Annotated in this window: 15 protein-coding genes; 14 read left to right on the top strand and 1 reads right to left on the bottom strand. The window is 34.8% G+C overall.

The features are described from left to right. The first annotated feature begins 6 nt into the window (after positions 1-6). The 4 genes from H3T44_RS05235 (at position 7) to folB (ending at position 2,305) form a co-directional block, all read left to right on the top strand. Positions 7-330, top strand: coding sequence for a YbaB/EbfC family nucleoid-associated protein (locus tag H3T44_RS05235; protein WP_110438740.1), 324 nt, complete (start codon positions 7-9; stop codon positions 328-330). Between the two features lie 80 nt (positions 331-410). Further along, a complete protein-coding gene (gene recR, locus H3T44_RS05230; RefSeq protein WP_198196450.1) occupies positions 411-1,004 on the top strand; it encodes a recombination mediator RecR in 594 nt (197 codons plus the stop codon). Between the two features lie 84 nt (positions 1,005-1,088). Then, positions 1,089-1,895, top strand: a complete 807-nt coding sequence (locus H3T44_RS05225; RefSeq protein WP_198184796.1) for an SDR family oxidoreductase — start codon at positions 1,089-1,091, stop codon at positions 1,893-1,895. Positions 1,896-1,909: 14 nt separating this feature from the next. Next, positions 1,910-2,305 (top strand): dihydroneopterin aldolase, encoded by a 396-nt coding sequence (gene folB / locus H3T44_RS05220; protein ID WP_155580185.1) that lies wholly within the window; start codon positions 1,910-1,912, stop codon positions 2,303-2,305. 174 nt (positions 2,306-2,479) lie between these two features. Here the strand turns inward: folB and H3T44_RS05215 are convergent, their stop codons facing one another. After that, positions 2,480-2,803, bottom strand: a complete 324-nt coding sequence (locus tag H3T44_RS05215) for a TIGR02300 family protein (protein ID WP_110438744.1) — start codon at positions 2,801-2,803, stop codon at positions 2,480-2,482. Positions 2,804-2,958: 155 nt separating this feature from the next. Here H3T44_RS05215 and aroA point away from each other — a divergent pair, with 155 nt between their 5' ends. From aroA to H3T44_RS05165, 10 genes are all read left to right on the top strand, one after another. After that, positions 2,959-4,302: a 3-phosphoshikimate 1-carboxyvinyltransferase gene (gene aroA / locus H3T44_RS05210; RefSeq protein ID WP_198196449.1), complete on the top strand. Its 1,344-nt coding sequence runs from the start codon at positions 2,959-2,961 to the stop codon at positions 4,300-4,302. A 42-nt stretch (positions 4,303-4,344) separates the two neighbouring features. Further along, positions 4,345-4,989, top strand: coding sequence for a (d)CMP kinase (gene cmk / locus H3T44_RS05205; protein ID WP_155565178.1), 645 nt, complete (start codon positions 4,345-4,347; stop codon positions 4,987-4,989). Between the two features lie 244 nt (positions 4,990-5,233). Next, entirely contained in the window at positions 5,234-6,961 is a 1,728-nt protein-coding gene (rpsA, locus tag H3T44_RS05200) for a 30S ribosomal protein S1 (protein ID WP_110438746.1), read from the top strand. Between the two features lie 243 nt (positions 6,962-7,204). Next, a complete protein-coding gene (locus H3T44_RS05195) occupies positions 7,205-10,558 on the top strand; it encodes a glycosyltransferase (RefSeq protein ID WP_198196447.1) in 3,354 nt (1,117 codons plus the stop codon). Positions 10,559-10,653: 95 nt separating this feature from the next. After that, positions 10,654-15,726, top strand: a complete 5,073-nt coding sequence (locus tag H3T44_RS09195) for a glycosyltransferase (RefSeq protein ID WP_198196445.1) — start codon at positions 10,654-10,656, stop codon at positions 15,724-15,726. Between the two features lie 9 nt (positions 15,727-15,735). After that, positions 15,736-16,740, top strand: a complete 1,005-nt coding sequence (locus H3T44_RS05185) for a glycosyltransferase (RefSeq protein ID WP_198196443.1) — start codon at positions 15,736-15,738, stop codon at positions 16,738-16,740. A 60-nt stretch (positions 16,741-16,800) separates the two neighbouring features. After that, complete coding sequence (locus H3T44_RS05180; protein ID WP_198196441.1) at positions 16,801-17,487, top strand: DUF805 domain-containing protein; 687 nt, start codon at positions 16,801-16,803, stop codon at positions 17,485-17,487. A gap of 323 nt (positions 17,488-17,810) precedes the next feature. Next, the gene (locus H3T44_RS05175) at positions 17,811-18,269 is read left to right on the top strand and encodes a DUF805 domain-containing protein (protein ID WP_198196439.1); all 459 of its coding nucleotides are present in this window, start codon (positions 17,811-17,813) and stop codon (positions 18,267-18,269) included. Between the two features lie 95 nt (positions 18,270-18,364). After that, on the top strand, positions 18,365-19,105 hold the full coding sequence (locus H3T44_RS05170) for a P-loop NTPase fold protein (RefSeq protein ID WP_198196437.1): 741 nt from the start codon (positions 18,365-18,367) through the stop codon (positions 19,103-19,105). After that, complete coding sequence (locus H3T44_RS05165; RefSeq protein WP_198196435.1) at positions 19,083-20,720, top strand: hypothetical protein; 1,638 nt, start codon at positions 19,083-19,085, stop codon at positions 20,718-20,720. The genes H3T44_RS05170 and H3T44_RS05165 overlap by 23 nt, the downstream gene beginning before the upstream one ends. Positions 20,721-20,749 lie beyond the last annotated feature (29 nt).

Here is a 20,749-nt window from a genome sequence, read left to right as displayed (position 1 = left end):
AATTGAATGAAAAATTTTGCCAATCTTATGAAACAAGCTTCTCAAATGCAAAGCAAGATGACCGAGATGCAAGAAAAGCTTGCCGCCATTACAATTGAGGGTGTTTCAGGGGCCGGTATGGTAACTGTAACATTGGGTGGAAAAGGTGACATGAAATCTATAAAAATCGACCCCAAATTGGCTGATCCAGCTGAAATGGAAATGTTGCAGGATCTTATTGTTGCAGCTTACAGTGACGCACGTAGGCGACTTGATGAAACAACACAGGAGGAAATGCAGAAAGTTACCGGGGGAATAAATCTTCCTGAAGGTTTAAAATTTCCTTTCTAATTGACCAGAAGTTATCTTGTGAATATGGGTAATAAAGGTAATTTTTTGTTAGTTAATTATCTTGGTAAGAAGAGGGTATCGTGGGTGGTCCGGAAATTGAACGGCTAATTTCTTTATTTGGTAAATTACCTGGTTTTGGACCACGTTCGGCGCGTCGTGCTGTTTTGTCATTACTAAAACAGCCACATTCCCGTATGATTCCCTTGGCAAACGCGTTAGAACAGGCAGCCAAGATGGTGAGAATCTGTTCTTCCTGTGGTAATTTGGATAGCAGTGACCCATGCCAGATCTGTAATGATTTAAATCGTAATCGTGAATTGATTTGTATCGTTGAGACAGTTGGGGATTTATGGGCACTGGAAAAAACCGGAGCGTTCAGGGGATATTATCAGGTGTTGGGCGGCACCTTATCCCCCTTGGCTGGGATAGGGCCAGAGGATTTAAATCTAGCGCCTCTTTTAAAACGGTTGAAGCGCAATGAAGTCAAGGAAATTATTCTTGCACTTGGTGCTACGGTTGAGGGTGTAACAACTATGCATTGGCTATATGATCAATTGTTACCCTGGCATGTAAAAATTACCCGTGTTGGTCAAGGCATTCCAATGGGTGGCTCACTGGAAATTCTTGATGAAGGAACCCTGACAGCGGCTTTGACCGCCAGACGTCCAGCTTAGTTATGCAAATTCGTAATTTTTTACTGCAAAAATCATGTTGTTTATGATAATAAGTTGCATCTTTACAAAATAAAGGAAAGTTCTGTGTCCAATCAAGGGAGATCAACTAATTTTTTCCCAGTTTCTGATTCACTCCCTAAAGTTGCTTTTATTACGGGGGCGACCGTAAGGTTAGGGCGTGAAATTGCTTTAACCTTGGCAAGATTTGGATTTGATATTGTTTTACATGCCCGTAAGCGCACTCAAGAAGCTGAAACATTGATAGAGGAAATTCGGCAGCTTGGGAGAAATGTAATTTTACTGACAGCCGATCTTTCCGATGCTGATCAGGTTAAACGCATGATTGAACTGGCAGTAGATCAATTGGGATCAATAGGTATTCTGATTAATAATGCAAGTGTATTTGAGCGCGATGAATGGGATAGTGTAACCCTGCAATCCTGGCAAGAACATTTAATGCCCAATTTATGGGCCCCTTTTCAGTTAATTCAGGATTTTGCAAAATTATTACCGAAGCAATCTAGTGGATGTGTTATTAATTTGCTTGATCAACGTGTATGGTCTCTAACACCACATTTTGTCAGTTATACAGTTTCCAAATCCGCATTATGGACATTAACACAAACAATGGCCCTAGCATTGGCACATAAATCAATTCGAGTCAATGCTGTTGGACCCGGTCCAGCAATGGCCCATAAACGTCAAACCGCCGAACAATTTGCCAATCAATGCAAATCTGTTCCGTTGCAGCGTGGCACGTCTGCACAGGAAGTGGCGCGAGCGGTACTAAGCTTGATATGTTTACCCTCTGTAACGGGACAGATGATCGCTTTGGATGGAGGGCAACATTTACAGTGGTCACCGACATTAATGCCAGATAAAAACGAGTAAAACAGGATTTATTTATGAATTTTTCCCTAGTATGGTCAGGGCACTATGACATACCCTTACGTCGTATTTTTATTCGTGACTTAATTTTGATGGCACGTATAGGTGTTTATGATTTTGAACAGGAAAATACTCAGCGTATTCAATTGAATATTTCCATTGGAATTCAGGAAGAAAAAGGCGTTGGTCCAGATATTTTATCCCGGACGGTATCCTATGCGGATATTGTTGATGATGTAAAAGACACTGTTCTTCAGACCCATTTTCATTTGGTCGAAACGTTGGCTGAGACCTTGGCTGACCGTATCTTGAAAGATAAGAGGATTCAGGTTGTTCGCGTCATGATTGAAAAACTGGATATTATTCCGGAGACAGCTGGGGTCGGCGTTGAAATTGAACGTTGGAATAGATAAAGTCTGCTATTAATACCAGAAAATTTGCAAAATACTTTTTTATCTTTAATTGATTAAATACAAATTTATTAAAATTCAAGTTTGTTATGATATCAAATGTGATTTAAATGGTAAGACTGGTTAATGTATTTATAATCAGAAAAGAGGAATTCATAATGAATTCCTGTATCATTTTTAAGAATCGTTATCGTCGTCGTTATTTTTAATTGCTTCTATTTCAGAGCCGATAGCATCAACATCGTCCTCAAGATCTGAAGCATCCTCAATTACATCATCGACATCAGCATCTGAATTTTCCAGATCATCAGTATCAATAATGGTATCGATTTCTTTTTCTTCGTCCAGATTGCCGCTTCCTTCAATTTGACGATGACGAGGTAGTTCAATGGGTTGTTCAGTGCCACATTTTGGGCATACAGGTAACATTTTGTTTAAATCATAAAAACGAGTCCCACAAGCACAACATGTTCTTTTAATACCCAATTCTAGCTTGACCATTTATGTATCCTGTTCTCTGATCGAAAAAATAAAACATAAATATGGCGAAATGCCAGTTTATTGTCTTATTGTCAAATGATAAAATACGATTTGTTGATTTAAATCAAAGTTTTTTTTGTTTTTATACTCTATTTGTTAAATTGGAAAATAAAATTATGACAGTTACTCACTCAAAACAACCACTTGTTGTTTCTTTTCTACAACAGCCTTTGAAAGGAAAAGTGAATGTTCCAGGTGACAAATCAATCAGCCATCGTGCTCTAATGTTATCGGCTCTGGCAAATGGAGAAACAAAAATCACGGGGTTGCTTGAGGGTGAGGATGTTATGCAAACCGCTCAGGTCATGCGTGCTTTGGGAGCAATTATTCATCAAAAGGCACCCGGTGAATGGCACGTTATAGGCAAGGGGGTTGGATATCTGAATGAACCCGATGATGTTTTGAATATGGGAAATTCCGGAACGTCAGCGCGGTTGTTGAGTGGGATTTTATCAACACATAATATTTTCAGCGTTATGACAGGTGATTGCAGTTTGAGAAAACGCCCCATGAGAAGAGTTATAGAACCCTTGAGCCAGACTGGTGCCCAGTTTATTACGCGCAATGAAGGACGTTTGCCTATGGCGATCAAGGGAGTGGAAAAGGCTAATCCCGTTACATACCGGTTACCTGTTGCGTCTGCCCAGGTAAAATCCGCCATTTTGTTGGCGGGTCTAAATGCCAATGGCATGACAATTGTAGAAGAACCGATTGCAACAAGAGATCATACAGAAAATATGTTGAATCATTTTGGGGTAAAGGTTGATATTAGAACTTTAGCTGAAAAAGGTCGCAAAATCTGTTTGCAAGGCCCAACAAAACTAGTAGCTAAAGATGTTAATGTTCCAGGTGATCCATCCTCTGCTGCATTTTTGATGGTAGCTGGCTTGATTATTTCCGGATCAGAAATACTGATAGAGAATGTCGGACTTAATCCTTTGAGAACCGGGATAATTGAAGCGTTGAAAATGATGGGAGCAAATTTGCAGATATCTAATAAGCGTCAGGAAGGTGGTGAAATAACGGGTGATATCATTGTTAAAAACACGACATTAAAGGGTGTTGATCTTCCGGCTTCAATTGTCCCATCCATGATAGATGAATTTCCAATTCTATCGGTTGCTGCTGCGTATGCCAAAGGCGAGAGCCGTTTTAGAGGATTGGCAGAATTACGGGTTAAGGAAAGTGATCGGTTTAATAGCATCATAAACATGTTGCGGAAAAATGGTGTTTCTGTTGAATCTCACGGAGATGATATGATTATTGAGGGTACCTTTGGTAATATTCCAGGGGGAGGCGAAGTTGAAACCCATATGGATCATCGATTGGCAATGAGTGCTTCAATCTTGGGATTAGTTGCAAAAAAAACGATAACTATCGATGATATTCGTTTTATACGCACCAGTTTTCCTGGATATTTTGAATTGATGAATTCACTGGGATGTGGATTTCAAATATAAAATATAATTATAACTTAATATAAAGGCTAATAAATATTCATTATGGATAAAAATATAATTATAGCAATCGATGGACCTTCAGGAGTGGGAAAGGGAACATTGGCCAAGTCAGTAGCTGATTATTTTCATTTACCTTATCTTGATACGGGATTGCTTTATCGGGCAGTTGGTAGAAAAATGCTGGATGCAGGTGAAAAACCAGATTCCAAATCTGTCCTGGCTTTTGCTGAAAATCTTCAAGAAAAAGATTGGTTAAGAAATGATCTGCGTATACCTGAAGTGGATAAAGCGGCCAGCCAGGTTGCTGCCAATCCAAAAATCAGAGCCGCTTTATTAAATGTTCAACGCAATTTCGCCATGTTAAGAGGCGGGGTTATGGATGGTCGGGATATTGGAACGGTCATTTTTCCTTCCGCTGATTTTAAATTTTATCTTACGGCCTCACCAAGGATACGGGCAGAAAGACGCTGGTTGCAATTTGCGAATTCTTCAAAAGCGGAAAATAAAGAACAGCAGATTAACAAAATAGAGATGGATTTGAAAACCAGGGATGAAATGGATTCGTCTCGAGAAGTAGCTCCGTTAAAACCTGCAGAGGATGCTATTGTAATTGATACAGATCATTTGACAGCTCTGGAGGTTCTAGAAAAAGTGGTTAATAAAGTAAAAAGACATAATAATTGTTAAAAAGATAAGAAATTTAAATTTATCTTTAATAAATTATTGAAAAAAAAGTAACTTCCTTATATGCTCCCCTCTATTCTTAAAGAATAGAATAAAATATTTTTTCGTTGAAATTGTTTCATGAATTCAATCGTGAAAAAGTCGTATTTTTATAAATAGATTCATTCTATTTTGGAAACGCGCAAATTAAAGTCTGTATATAAAAGGCAATATTTGTCTTTAAATGTGACTGGGATTACAGAAACTCATGGCTGCAGCCACCACACAAACCCCTAATGATCATTTTGGTGGGGAAGATTTCGCTACGCTTTTAGATGAAACCCTTGGACAAGATATTGGGTTCGAAGGCTCCGTTGTTGTAGGTAAAATTGTTCGTTTAACGGATGATTATGCGATCGTTGATGTCGGTTTAAAAAGTGAAGGACGTGTTCCTTTAAAAGAATTCGCACCTGCGGGTGTAAAGGCAGAAGTTAAACCAGGCGATATGGTTGAACTTTATGTGGAACGTTACGAAGATCGTGACGGTTCAATTCTGCTTTCACGTGAAAAGGCACGTCGTGAAGAGGCATGGTCTGCTCTTGAAAAAGCATTTGAAAATAACCAACGCATAAACGGAACCATTTTCGGTCGTGTCAAAGGTGGATTTACTGTTGATTTAGGTGGGGCAATGGCTTTCTTACCTGGATCACAAGTTGATATTCGCCCTATCCGTGATATCAACCCCATGATTGGTGTAGCACAGCCTTTCCAAATTTTGAAAATGGATCGTGCCCGTGGGAATATTGTTGTTTCTCGTCGTGCGGTATTGGAGGAAACACGTGCTGAACAACGCAGCGAGTTGATACAAGGATTAAAAGAGGGCATGATTCTGGATGGTGTCGTAAAGAACATCACGGATTATGGCGCCTTTGTTGACTTGGGTGGTGTTGACGGATTATTGCATGTCACGGATATAGCCTGGAAACGTGTCAATCATCCAGCTGAAGCTTTACAGATTGGTCAGCCGGTACGTGTTCAGGTTATTCGTTTCAATCCTGAAACTCATCGTATTTCTTTGGGTATGAAACAGCTTGAAGCTGATCCATGGGAAAATGTCACAACAAAATATCCTGTTGGCTCACGATTTACTGGTCGCGTTACAAACATCACGGATTATGGCGCTTTTGTTGAATTGGAACCTGGAGTCGAGGGGCTTGTTCATATTTCCGAAATGTCTTGGACAAAGAAAAATGTTCATCCCGGCAAAATTGTATCAACATCTCAGGAAGTTGATATTGTTGTATTGGATGTTGACAGTTCAAAACGTCGTATTTCATTAGGTTTGAAACAGGTTCAACCAAATCCTTGGCAACAGTTTGCTGATACACATCAGGTTGGTTCTGAAATTGAAGGTGAAATCCGCAATATCACCGAATTCGGCCTGTTTATCGGTCTATCAGCCGATATTGATGGTATGGTTCATATGTCTGATCTTTCATGGGATGAACCTGGTGAAGTTGCTATTACTCACTTTAAAAAAGGTGACGTTGTTAAAGCAAAAGTACTTGATGTGGATGTTGAAAAAGAACGTATTTCATTGGGTATCAAACAGTTAAGTGAAGATTCTGTTGCAGATGCACTTGCAAAAGTCAACAAGGGCAGTATTGTTACATGTACCATCACCGGTATTCAACAAAATGGTATTGATGTAAGTGTTAATGATATTTTAAGTGGATTCATACGACGTACCGAACTTTCTCGTGACAAGGCGGAACAACGTCCGGAACGTTTTAATGTCGGTGACCGTGTAGATGCTAAGGTTGTTTCAATTGATAAAAATGCACGTCGTTTAACCTTAACGATTAAAGGACGTGAAGTTGAAGAGGATAAACAGGCTATTTCTGATTATGGGTCTTCAGATAGTGGCGCTTCCTTGGGAGACATTCTTGGAGCAGCTTTCCGACGACGGAATGAAAACGAGCCGGATGTAGAATAGGATTTTTATATTTTTAACTTTTAAAAAACAGGCTTTGTAAAAAGTCTGTTTTTTTTATTGATACAATTTATTCTTTTAATGAAAACTGTTAAAAGATAATTTTTATAATTTTAAAAAATTATAATTCAAATTGGTTGTGATTACGCAATCTTTTGTAGTATATCGTATATAAATTATATTTTTTACTAAAATCATAGATTTTGTTACTTTTTCTAATTAATTAAGAATTATTAAGTATTTATCATGGCAGTCATTTACAATACAAATTATACGCATAACTCTAATTCTTACTTAACTCTTGCTGTTTTTTGGGCAGCAAAAAAACTATGGGGAGAAGATAATGTTGTTGTAGTTGATAATATGGATATCTTGTCAGTTGCAGCAAGTGGAGAACATGAAGTTATTATTTGTATTGATGGACAGCGAACTGATTATGAATTGATGAAAAGGCTTAGACCGTGTTTTAAAACCATGATTTTCTGGGCTTTTGAAGATCCCTTCATGTTGGATTTCAATGTTCAGGTAACGACTATTTTTGATTATGTGTTTACAAACGACCCTATTTGCGTGAAGGCCTATCAAACAGAAGCATTTTATTTACCTTTGGCTGCAAGTGATCAAATTCATTATCGTAAAGTGAAAGAAACTGATGCGCTGGATTATGATATATGTTTTGCGGGGACAATGTGGCCAAACCGTGTTGATATTTTACGTCGTGTTATAATTGCCTTTCCCCAGGCACGGTATAAATTGATTTGCCCTGGGAATGAATATTTGCCACCTTTGCCAGCTGATTTGAGTGAAAGGGTTATACATAGACCTGTAAGTATTGAAGCGTTTACTGATTTTGCCAATGCAAGTAAAGTTACCTTAACAATGTTTCGCAATTATGCCAGTCATGGAGATATAGGGCAGGCAACTGCACCTGGTCCACGTCTATATGAATTGGGTTTGGCTGGTACAGCACAGATTGTGGAATTGCCAGCAGGTATGAATGAGAAATATTTAAAAGAGATTAATGGCGTTGCTATTGCCCATAATACTGAAGAAATCATTAAACAGATCGCAGAGGTGATTGAAAAAAAGAATATCAGAAAGAAAATGGCGATTTCCTCCCAGCAATCTGTAATGAAATCACATTTGTATCAAAATCGTCTGAAAGTTATTGAAGATGTGACTCAGGCGGATTTTTCTCTAAAGAAAAAAAAGAAAAAAATTATTGTTGAATCTCAGTTTAAAAAAAAATTGAAGGTCTTATTTGTCACGCATTCCACTATTCGTGAACAAGTATGGGGTGGCATTGAAGTATATCAGCAGATTATTTCTTTTGGACTAGTAAAAGATGTGGAATTTTATTATTGGCTTCGTCGAAGAGGTGCATGTACGCTAACAGATTCCAATGGTCAAGAATTGGAACGGTTTGACATGCCAGATGTGGGCTGGTTGGATTCCATGAATGATGCCGGGGAAGAAACTGCCTTTTCGAATATAATTAATCAATATGGATTTGATGTGGTCCACATTCAGCATTTAGGCCATCACACTCTTTCTTTACCGATTATAGCCAAGGCTTGCGGTATTGGAACGGTTTTTTCTTTTCATGATTTTCTGGCGGTTTGTTCTCATTATAATCTTTTGAATTACGAACAACGTTACTGTCGTATTGAAGAAAATAAAGATGTTGGAACTTGTGATGTTTGCCTTAAAATTTCTGAAAAGCTGGATTTTGGTGTGCAACAGACACGACGTGCATTTGTTGGAAAAGTCATGAAATCCATTGATGCATTTTTATATGGAACACAACATTCGTTTGATGTGGCAAAATATATTTATCCTGTTGTGGAAAGTAAAAAAAATTATATTCTTGGTATCCCTTCGCCAGACACAACAATACCTTTGATAAAAAAAGAGTTCAAACCCTTGGAAGGCAGAAAACTGAAAGTTGCGACTGTTGGTAATTTTATCCGTTCAAAGGGTGCAGATACAATTTTATCCATATTACAGACTGCCAATCCAAATTTGTATGAATTTCATATTTTTGGATATATGCAGCCTAACTATGAATCTGTCCTAAAAGATTTGAAACTTGATAATATTATATTGCATGGTTCATATGGATTGGGTGAAGTTTCGGCATTGCAGGTAGCAGATGTAGCCCTGATATTGTCAATATGGCCCGAAACATATTGTATATCGCTTTCTGAAGTTTGGCAGAATGGGTTAATTCCCATTGTGACAGATGTTGGTGCGTTAAAAGATCGTGTGCAGGATGGAATTAATGGATTTACGGTTCCCATCGGGGATGTGAATCTGGTTATTGATCGATTGGAACTGATACGTTCCGATGAAATATTGCGTCAGAAGCTTATCAATAACATTTCACCTGATTTATGGGTTAATTCAAAAGAATATGCTGAAAAATTATTGCAAATTTACGATGAAGTCGTTCCTATAAATATGTTGGGTAACAGCGGGTTGCGATGGGATATAGGGCGGCTTCATTATATTCCACATGCATCTTGGAAAGAGCAGGCACCACCTCGTCATATTTTTGATGCGCCCACAAGTAGCAGTCTTTATATCGAGCTTCCACAGGAAATTGAAGATTGGGCAGTTGTACAGGGAGCACATTTTTATATTGATGATATCTGTTATCATATTCTTAATGTCGATGATGACAGCAAATTTAAAGAGGCAGATGAATTCCATATTCGTGGATGGTTTATTTATCCTGATATGTCCAATGCAGGAAATTTGTATACGGTTTTGATTCATCAGGATAGTGATTTGACAATTTTCTTAAAATGCGATCGAGAAAGTCGGGAGGATGTGGCATCTAATTTTGTTAATGCTCCTGTACGAAATGGATTTTCGTGTAAATCAGCATTGAGAGGAAAATGGTGTGAGGGCCGTTTCAGAATTGGCTTGATTAATGTTGTCAATGGAATAGCGGCATTTCAACTGGCTGGTTACGAAATAAAGGTTAATGCCGGAAAAGTTGTTAAAATCTATAATGAATTTCATGATAATCAGGTTATATTAGATGATTTTCTGCGTATTACTGAAAAAGATGGTATTATGCGTGGAATAAAATTAAGTGATATTTCTGAAAATAGATTGTTTCATAAAAATTTAGGTAAACTAGAATATTATATTCAAAATTTATCTACGGATGTTAATCCGGAAAATGAAAAAGCAGGGAATTTGCTTAAAATTTCTGGATGGGCTTTTGATCGAACAACAAGTAAGGCAGGGCAGATATATCTTGCCTTTGTTAATGAATCTTTTAAAAACTGTTTTTTTGTTGCCACATCAAGATTTATTCGTCATGAAACAATTTCAGTTTTTCAAAATGTTCCATTAAACAATGGCTTTTACATACAATTGGATTTACAGAAAGGATATTCTCTAAAATTAGAAGGAAAATTTCAAATTTTTCTGATTAATCTCATTCATAATGAATTTTTGGTTGTTCCAGTGAATATTTCTGTGAATTTTAAAAATAACCAGGTCAGTAATATTATGGATGATATAATAAATGAAGATACAATTGATCAATATACGGATTTTTTGAAAAGAAAATTATTTAGGGAGTGATTTTAATTAATAAAAATAATTTCAAATAAATTTTAACTAGCGATAAGTATAATTATTTAAGTAGCTATTTTAATTAAAATATAAGGTGGTAAATCGTGTATGATAGTGAAGAAAAACAACCCAAATGGATGGTTTTCGACTTAGAATGGTATCGTAATCGGTATAAAAGTTTTTCGTTACTGATACAGGATATATATCAAGGCGATGTTTTTGCTTATCATTCAACTAATGGGTATAAAGTTGGAAATTCGCCCAATCCGTATTTTGATGAAAAATGGTATTTGACAAAATATTATGATGTAAAGGAGCTTATAAAAAAAGGGAAATACACTTCTGGATTTGATCATTACTGTAAAATTGGCTTTAAAGATCATTCACCACATTGGTTATTTTCAGAAACATTTTATAAAAAGCATAATCCAGAAATAAATGACCTGATTGGCGAGGGAAAACCTTATATTAATGGTTATGATCATTATTTACGGGTTGGAGATAAATCCTGCCTTACAGGAAGTTTTTTTTTCAATCCCTGTTTGTATTTATCCCAAAAAGAGAATTTAGACGAAATTACAGAATATGGTCCATATCAATATGTTTTAACAAATGATACGGATGATTTCGATAAATTCAGACTTTCATGGTTTTTTGATCCAAAATGGTATGGAAATACATATTCAAAGGAAACATTAAAAACCACCAATTATCAATACTTGAATCTTCTCCATCATTATCTATCCAATCCAACACCAACATTATTCTCGCCTTTGGAACAATTTTCCGAACAATTTTATCTTGAAAACTATCAGGATTTATCTCCTTCGATTTTGATGGATGGTCATGGACTTTTTCGAAATGGTTATGAACATTTTATTGTATGTGGATGCAAGGAAAAACGAAAACCATTGAAGGATTTTGATTATAATCAATTTTCTGATGAGATATTTGAAAAAATTGCAAAAGACAATCTATATCTGAATATATTTGAATATTGGGTGGCTCAACACGATTTGCATCTTTTAGATAAATTCATGGAAATCCAAAAAAAATATTCAAACGATAAAGACAAAATCGAAAATAGTTTTGATATACAAAAATCAGTAAAGAATCAAGAGACCGTTGAATCTGGGGATGTTTCAGACGCCATATCTACGCGAAAAAATGAAAAAGGGTTTCCAGTTATCGAGGATAATATTTCTAATATTGAAAAGGAAATAGCCTCTTCAGATTATATGCCAATATGGCAGGCTTTTGATGAAAAATGGTATGTTCACAAATATGATCATGTAACTTCAAAAATGAAGGCACTGGAAGTTGATAGTGTTGAAGAGTATTATAAAACATTTGGTTGTTTTGAAGGTCATTCCCCCAATCCTTATTTTGATGAGGAATGGTATTTACAGAAATATCCTGATGTAAAACTAATGGTTGATTGCCATCAATTTACTAGTGGTTTTCAACATTATTGCAAGGAGGGATATCATACCCATGATCCGCATTGGTTATTTTCTGAAAAATATTACAAAAAAGTAAATCCACATTTGACAAATGAGAATTTGGAAAGGAATGGATTTGTTAATGGATATGATCATTTTCTGAAAGTGGGAGATATTGAGGGAAATAGTGGCAGTCTTTTTTTTAACAGTAATTTTTTCATTGGAAAATATCAACAGGCCATTAAGGAAGGGTTATCGCCTTATCAACATTATCTAAAATATTTGGATGAAATTGATAGTAAAATACAGGTATCCTGGTATTTTGATCCAGAATGGTATGCGCAGAATTATCCAGAAATAACAAAGGCAATTTCAGAAGGAACATTCAACAATTATATTCATCATTATCTAGTAAACAATCAAGCTTTCAATTTCAATCCAAATGCCTGGTTTGATGAATCCTTTTATGATCAAAAATATAAAAGCCAGCTTGAGAATGTTCAAGCGTTCAAAAAATATAGAAATGGATATGCTCATTTTATTTACGAGGGAATACAGCTTTTGTGGGATCCCTGTGAAGAAATAAATTTACAGCAATATGCTGCGGATAAAGCTGTTAAACAGGATATTCAAAAGGGACTTTATCCAAATGCCTATATTCGATTGCTAGCTAGCGGAACAAATTATGGGGGGAAGAATAAGGATTTACCTGTTTCGTCACAATCTGATAGTTTGCCAATTCAAAAAAATATAGAAAATGACAAGGATGCAGTTGATCAAGCATTATGGGCTAAATTTGATGGGGAATGGTATATAAAAACCTATCCTGACCTAAGTGAAAGAATGAAAAATTGTGGTTTGGATGATGTGGAAATTTATTATAATCAGGTAGGTTCAATTTTAGGTCATTCTCCCAATCCCTACTTTGATGAGGAATGGTATTTACAACGATATCCTGAATTAAGAAAAAATATTGATCGTGGAGCGTTTAAATCAGGTTTTGAGCATTATTGTAATCAGGGTTATTTGACACATGATCCTCACTGGCTTTTTTCAACACATTATTATTTAAAAAATAACGCTGATTTTATTCATGAAGTTATTAATGATTCCCAATATATTAATGCATATGATCATTATCTGAAAAAAGGGGATGGATTACGTCGTACAGGATCCTTGTTATTCGATCCTTCAATCTATCAACAGGCATGTTATGAACGTGAAGATGTAAAGCGCAGTCAAAATCCTTATAGAAATTTTCTTTATTATCTTAGTGATGTTGAAAAAAATACAAATGTCTCTCTTTATTTTGACACATCATGGTATTTAGAAAAATATCCTGATGTAAAACAAAAAATTGCTGATGGTGAATATCTTTGTGCTTTACATCATTATTGTTTGAATGAAACTCCAAAACTATTTAATCCATCTCCATGGTTTGAAGAAGAATTTTACCTAGATCATTATAAGGATATAAATCAAGCCATTGAATCAACAGCAAGTTTTAGAAACGGCTATGATCATTTCATACATTATGGTGCGTTAGAACTTCGTTCTCCAAGGACCGATATTAGTCTGCACGAATATTATCTATCAGGGGATATTCGTGATAAGGTTGAAACGGGTATATTCAGGGATGCTTTTGCTGCTTATGTATTTGAACAAAAACTTGATCAGTGGATAAATAAGCAACCTGATGATTCTCATTATCGTTTAACTAATGAAACAAAGGAAAGCAGAACATATTTTAAAAAAAAATCAAGACTTGTTTTACCATCGGTTGTTCATGAAAAGCTTGATTTCTCCTATAAGGGTCAGGCGGATATCTGTGTAATTATGTTGATGCACAATAATCTGACGGTAACATTGACCGCGTTGGCATCCCTTCGTTCTAATTTTAATGGAAATATACAATTACTCTTGGGTGATAATCACTCAATAGATGACAGTAAATTTATCCAAGGTTGTTTAATCGGTGCTTCCGTAAACCGTTTTCCCTATAATTTTGGCTTTGGTAAAGCATGTAACATATTGATGGAAGACGTTGATGCCCCGATTGTTATCTTTTTGAATAATGACATTAATTTATTGCCGGGAACAATTGATGTACTTTGTAAACGGTTGACTTCAGCAGATAATATTGGTGCAGTCGGAGGTAAAATAATTCATCCAGATGGATTGCTTCAAGAGGCAGGTCAGATTATTTGGCGGGATGGAACAACGACAGGGTATTTGAGAGGAAAAGACCCATTGATTCCCGAGGCGAATTTTGTTCGGGATGTTGATTACTGTTCAGCGGCGATGTTGGCAGTAAAATCAAAAGTACTGAAGGAATTGAATGGATTTTCCCCTATTTATTATCCAGCCTACTTTGAGGATACGGATTTCTGTGTTCGGATGATAAAGGCGGGATATCGTATTGTATATGATCCTAATGCAGTTGTTGAACATATGGAGTATTGTTCAAGCAATCCGATTATTTCAAGTGGTTTGATAAAGCGAAACCATCGATTATTTGCCAGAGAACATGCGGATTTTTTAAGGTTTCAATCTCCCCGGCATAGTGATAATGTTTTAATTGCGCGACAGAGACGAAATATAAATAAAAGAATTTTATTCATTGAGGATAGGGTTCCTTTAAAACATCTGGGGTCTGGGTATATTCGTTCAAATGACATTATCTTTCAAATGTCTGAATTAGGGTATGAAGTGACGGTTTATCCTATAAATTACTTTTATCCCCATGTTTATCAGATTTATTCAAGCATGCCTGATACGGTTGAGGTGTTGTTCAATCATACAGTTGAACATCTTCGTGATTTCTTTAAGGAAAGGGCGGGATATTATGATTTGGTCTGGATAGGAAGAACCCATAATTTAGATAGAATATTGCCCATGATGGGTGAAGCTAGCCGTTATTTACCCCAGGAAATAATCCTTGATACAGAGGTTGTTGCGACACCCCGGACACGATTGCAGGCAAAGCTATTGGAAAAGGAAATAGACGAAAATTTTCAACAGGCTCTGGAGGAGGAGTTATCCTGTGCAAAACATTGTCAAGAAATTGTAGCCGTTAATGAAATTGATGCAAATTATATTCGACAGGCAGGATTTAACAATGTCGATATTCTCGGACATAGTATCAACATACGCAAATCACAAAAGGAATGGAAAGAGCGCAAAAATATTCTTTTTGTTGGTGCTTTGCATGATGATCAGGCACCTAATTATGACAGTTTGAAATGGTTTATAACTTCTGTGATGCCGATTTTGATTGATAAAATGGGATCGGATTTTACTTTTTCAATTGCAGGCTATGTAAATCCCTCTGTTGATATATCCGTCTTGATTAATTATCCTGATATAGATTTTTTGGGAATGGTGCCAGATTTGTCCAGTTTATATGATGATCATCGTGTCTATATCGCACCAACGAGATTTGCGGGTGGCATTCCCTATAAGTTACATGAAGCTGCATCCTATGGAATTCCTATCGTGGCGTCAAATTTATTGGTGGAACAACTGGGATGGCAAGATGAGAGGGATATTCTTGCAGCCTCCACGGATAATCCGGAATTTTTTGCCTCGCAAATTATTAGGTTGTACCAGACGGAGGAATTATGGAATCAGCTGCGTCAAAATGCCCTTGATCGTATTGCTCGCGAATGCAATCGTGAACGGTTTAAGGAGCAGTTGCAGTCAATTTTATCAAAAGTTATTTTACACAGGTGTTAAAAGGTTCATATGGCTATAAAATCAAAAAATAAATTTCAAAAAACTAAAAATGAAAAAGTAATGGTATGCAGTGGTGGACGTTATGAATCGCAGGCCAATGCGCAGATCCGTGAAGCCATTATATCAGGTTGGGAAAGTGTTTTTGGTGAAGGTAATGTAATTTCCACGAATATTGCAGGAGCCGCGGCTGCAATTGAGTATATAAAACCTAAGATTGTTTTTTCAATTGGATCATATTTGCCGGAAAGCACCTATTTTGGAGAAGTATGTCACAGGGCAAAAAAATTCGGTGCGATCACCATTTTTTGGGCGACAGAAGATCCATATGAACAAGATGCCAATTACAGAATTATTGACGATTTCGATGTAATATTTTCCTGTGATCGTTGGGGGACGAATTTTTATAATCATCCACATACCCATTTTTTACCTTTGGCAGCTTGTGAAAAGTTGCATTACCGTCCCATTGACGAAACCATTGAAAAAACGGTTGATGTCATGTTTTGTGGTGTTGCATTTGGTAGCCGCAAGGATGTCATGCGCAGCATAAAACCAGCCCTGACAAATCTAAAAGTAAAAATTATCGGCCCGGGTTGGGGTGAATTCGGGATTGGCTTTTCAGATGCCAGGATAGAGAAAGATCAGTTAATTGAGTTATATCAGCGCTCGAAAATTGTTCTTAATTTGGGTCGTAGCCTTCATTTTGAAAATAAACGGTATATGATTATGCCTTCAAACCCTGGACCAAGAACGTTCGAGGCATCTGCTGCAGGTGCTATGCAGCTTTTTCATGAAGATAATTATGCAATTCATGATTTTTATGAACGGGATGAGGTCCCGGTTTTTTCAACACGTTATGATTTTCAACAACAACTTGATAAATATTTGAATGATCCAGATTTATTATTGGAAACGGCTAAAAAAGCACAGGCACGCACTCTGCGGGATCATCTTTATAATAACCGTATTCATACCGTTATGGAAATTTTGAAAAATGATGGATTTCTAGACTAGATTATATTTTAGAAAAATTATTTGATATCATTGATTTAATACAGGAAAAAAATTTTAAATATGCGGGGATTTATACTCAATTTTATCATACAGACTAATACAGGGTATATCTCAGGCGATGATGGGCAGCGTTACGAATTTAGTGGCGATGAATGGAAGGAAAATATCGCCCCTCAAAAAGGGAACTGTGTTGATTTTCAAGTCAATCAATTCGGTAGGGCTGTTGCAGTTTTTATATTAATTGATGACAAAAATGTTCATTTTATGAATAAAATTCAATCACGGACCCAATATGAACAACAACTTGAAAAAGAAAAAAACTATACGATCATAGGATGGTTTAATAAATGCATCAGAAATTATGTTAATTTTGAAGGAAGGGCCAGAAGAACAGAATTTTGGTCGTTTCAAATTTGTTACTGGGCCGTTTTTTTTATTGGACTACTCATAATTGGCCTGTTATTTTCTGCTACCATTGTTCAAACGGATACTTCATTCGATGGAATACTAATGTTTGAGGTCTGTCTATATCTATCAATATTCTTGTGGAGTGTATTTAGCATTGTAATGTTTATTCCCATGATTTCCGTTGCGGTCAGACGTCTTCATGATATTAATTTGTCAGGTTTTTGGTTGCTTCTTCATTTCATACCCGTTGGTTCAATTGCTGTTTGGATCATGTTTTGCATTGATACTAAATATGAGGATAATCAATGGGGGCCTCCAGCAAAATTAAAATATAGATAACTGATTTTCATCCCTTTTCTTTAACAGTTTTACAGAAAAGGGATTTTTGTTATCAGTCTGGATAATATAAAATAAAAAAATATAAAATAATCTATGTTAATAATTTTAACAGTATTGTTTGTAATTCTATAAAAATATTAATTCTATTATTATGGAATTATTTTGGTTGTTTGTATAATTATTTATTATTACAATATAAATACAAAGATTGGGATATTCCGGAATATTGACCAGAATATTCAATAATCAGGTGTTTCTGATAATTCGGTGAATGCAAAAAGTCCACCATTTATCTTTATTGAAAAGGGTGCAAACAGATGAACATGTCAGAGAATAACATTGATGTATCTAACCAATATGATAATGAAGAAAATAATACAATCATTGATTGGTTTAATAGATGTATAAAAAATTATTTGACAATAGAGGGAAGGGCTGGAAGAAAGGAATTCTGGTATTTTCTGCTTATCTTTCTTACCGTTCTAGTTATAAGCACGGTCGTTCTTTTTTATGTTGTATATAATATAGGATCATCATCCCATCCAGTCTTGTCAATTCTTGTATGGGTTATTTATCTTTTTATTTTCTGTTGGCTTTTATTTACGTTCATTCCCCTGATTTCGGTTTCAATCAGGCGTTTGCATGATATTAATCTATCGGGGTGGTGGTTATTGCTATATTTTACCGTCATAGGGTCATTAGCCCTTATTATCATGTTTTGTATTGATAGCAAACCAACGGAAAACACATGGGGAAAGCCTGCCCATAATATAAATCAATAGTGATTACTTGATTATGAAATAATATCTCATTCATTCAAATTTCAGGTTAAAATATTACAAAATCAAAATAAGTAATATTATGAATGAGATATATTGTGGATAAATCTTCTGACATTTTAGGTGGTGATAATCAACATATCACGGAGTATTTGGATTATTATGTTTTTGATAAAAAAGAGCCAGAATTTGCTGTATTGTTAACTGGTAAATGGGGCATCGGTAAAACATATTATATCGATGCATATTCAGGGGCTGATAAATTACAAAATAGCAAAATCATTTTAAATGAAAGTGAATTACCGAAAAAAAAACGAAATTGGTTTATAATATATTTGGTATTTATCTTTCGAAAGTTGGTATCCGTTGGTATAAAATTTGATCATTATCTTGCATTCGAACCTGATCGATTAAATAAAGTATTATCAAGAAATGAAAAATTAAAAAAATATAATATACGATTTATCAAGATCAGCGTATTCGGTATCAAAACTGTAGAAGAGCTTGAAAGTAGATTGACTAAATCAATTTTTGGTAATTTTAATATTCTATCAGATATTGCTTCCTTATTGATTAAAAATGCAAATATTTCTAATTTTGCCAACCCTTATTTTTCCTTACTCAAGGCATTTATTTCATTAACAACTTTTCCAGATTTAAAAAAAAAATTGAAATCTATTATTTCATCAGTGAAAAAACATAATCTGGTTTATATTCTTGATGATTTGGAAAGATCAGATATTCCCTTAAAAGAGTTGCTGGGCTGGATCAATCAAGTTGTAGAGGTTGAAAAAATGAAAGTTATCCTTATAGCGAATGAGGAAAAGCTTTTTTATTGAACAATCTGAAATTTCTGAGATTGAGGATAACGAAAAAAGTAACAAAGACAGTAACAGGCAACCTGATAATGTAAATCAGGGTAAAATAGTTGATCGCAATAAACAGGCTGTAGATCCTGAAATTCTGAAAAAATCCGATTTATATAAAGAATTTAAAGAAAAAGTCATTGGGAAAACTTTCAAAATTCATTCCAATTTTGAAGCTGTAGTGGATTATTTTTTATTTACTGGCGAGGATGGCACGGAACCCAACAAATACAAAAAGCTTATCGCACAACATCATAAATTTATTAAACGGATTTATAAAGATGGTCAGATTGCCACACCAAATTTAAGGGGGCTTAAACAGGCCATAGATGATTGTGGATATTTGTTACATAATATCAAAGACGATTATTATCCTCTGGAAAAGGATAATGAATTAAAGGGTGAAGAAAGAGTAAAGAATGAAATAAAAAGAAATTTTATTAATATGTTAATTGAAAATTTTTTCATTTTAAAATTAATAATTATTGAGTGGAAAATAACGGGCAATGATTTATCTGAAAAAATCATGAAAGATATAAATAAAATATCAGTTAATTTGAGCTATTCTTTTAATAATGATCCACCAGAATTAGAAGAAATTTATGCTAAAAATTATAAACTTCTGGAAATTATAAATAAAAGAAGATTTTTTTATAATAATTATATAAAAAGATTTTTTCTTTCAATTAATTCAATACAAGTTACTATATTTGAAATGCATGTATGGGTTAATATTCTATTTAGATCAGATTTTACTAATATAGATAAAAACATTAAAAGTTTTTTTGATAAGAATCGTAAGGATTTATTGGATAAATTAATTTTTTATAGATCATTAGATAAAAAAGATTTTCAAAATTTACTTAATGAATTTAGGGTTAATTATTTTTCGTTAAAATATTTGGATTTTCCTATATTTTTTCACTATTTAGGATTAATTATTTATTTTAATGAAAAGAAATTGATTAAGGAAGATATAAATTCAATTAAGTGGCTCGCAGTTAATTATATCAGGAAATATTGCAAGGCATGGATAATAAAATATGGAAATGATGTAGATTGTGATTCACTTTATAATCCAAAAAATTATGATTTTTTATCGCGTCATAATCCTGTTTTTTCTGAAATACTGGACAATTTTAGAAAGTTCAAAAAAATATGTATTACTGAATTGTCCAAAGATGAAGCAAATGAAAAATTACAAAAAATCATTCAGATGTTAAGGGGGGAGGAAAATAAGGGTTTTGATGATATAATTTTCTATAATGATGAAAATCTGCAAAAAGAAATTTTTATCAACAATGATTATGTTGAAGAATTTGTCAAGGCTATGAAAAATTGTAAAAATTCCACGATATATGCTTTTTATAAAGCGGTACATTTACGGTATAATAGTTTTCTTTCTTATAATATTGAGATTCTTTTTAAAGAAGAACCTTTTTGGCAAGAAGTTGTGGAAAAACTTACAGAATATATAAAAGATTATGATAGTGATAATTCTCTTAGAACCGTTAAAATTGTAAATTTTGAATTGCTGATAAAAGAAATTCAAAAATTTATAAATAAACCTCAAAAATCTCAGGAATAATAAATTAAAAAGGCAAAAATTTTAAATCT

It is taken from the genome of Commensalibacter sp. M0355 (assembly GCF_016101365.1).
Classification (GTDB): domain Bacteria; phylum Pseudomonadota; class Alphaproteobacteria; order Acetobacterales; family Acetobacteraceae; genus Commensalibacter; species Commensalibacter melissae.
Note: the sequence above shows the minus strand (reverse complement) of the source record. Positions and strands in the feature narration are given on the sequence as shown.

Bases quoted from the DNA above. Each gene is read 5' to 3' on its own strand.
- H3T44_RS05235 (WP_110438740.1), top strand. From the start codon at position 7: ATGAAAAATTTTGCCAATCTTATGAAACAAGCTTCTCAAATGCAAAGC.
- folB (WP_155580185.1), top strand. From the start codon at position 1,910: ATGAATTTTTCCCTAGTATGGTCAGGGCACTATGACATACCCTTACGT.
- H3T44_RS05215 (WP_110438744.1), bottom strand. From the start codon at position 2,803: ATGGTCAAGCTAGAATTGGGTATTAAAAGAACATGTTGTGCTTGTGGG.
- aroA (WP_198196449.1), top strand. From the start codon at position 2,959: ATGACAGTTACTCACTCAAAACAACCACTTGTTGTTTCTTTTCTACAA.
- cmk (WP_155565178.1), top strand. From the start codon at position 4,345: ATGGATAAAAATATAATTATAGCAATCGATGGACCTTCAGGAGTGGGA.
- rpsA (WP_110438746.1), top strand. From the start codon at position 5,234: ATGGCTGCAGCCACCACACAAACCCCTAATGATCATTTTGGTGGGGAA.
- H3T44_RS05195 (WP_198196447.1), top strand. From the start codon at position 7,205: ATGGCAGTCATTTACAATACAAATTATACGCATAACTCTAATTCTTAC.
- H3T44_RS05185 (WP_198196443.1), top strand. From the start codon at position 15,736: ATGGCTATAAAATCAAAAAATAAATTTCAAAAAACTAAAAATGAAAAA.
- H3T44_RS05180 (WP_198196441.1), top strand. From the start codon at position 16,801: ATGCGGGGATTTATACTCAATTTTATCATACAGACTAATACAGGGTAT.
- H3T44_RS05175 (WP_198196439.1), top strand. From the start codon at position 17,811: ATGTCAGAGAATAACATTGATGTATCTAACCAATATGATAATGAAGAA.
- H3T44_RS05165 (WP_198196435.1), top strand. From the start codon at position 19,083: ATGAGGAAAAGCTTTTTTATTGAACAATCTGAAATTTCTGAGATTGAG.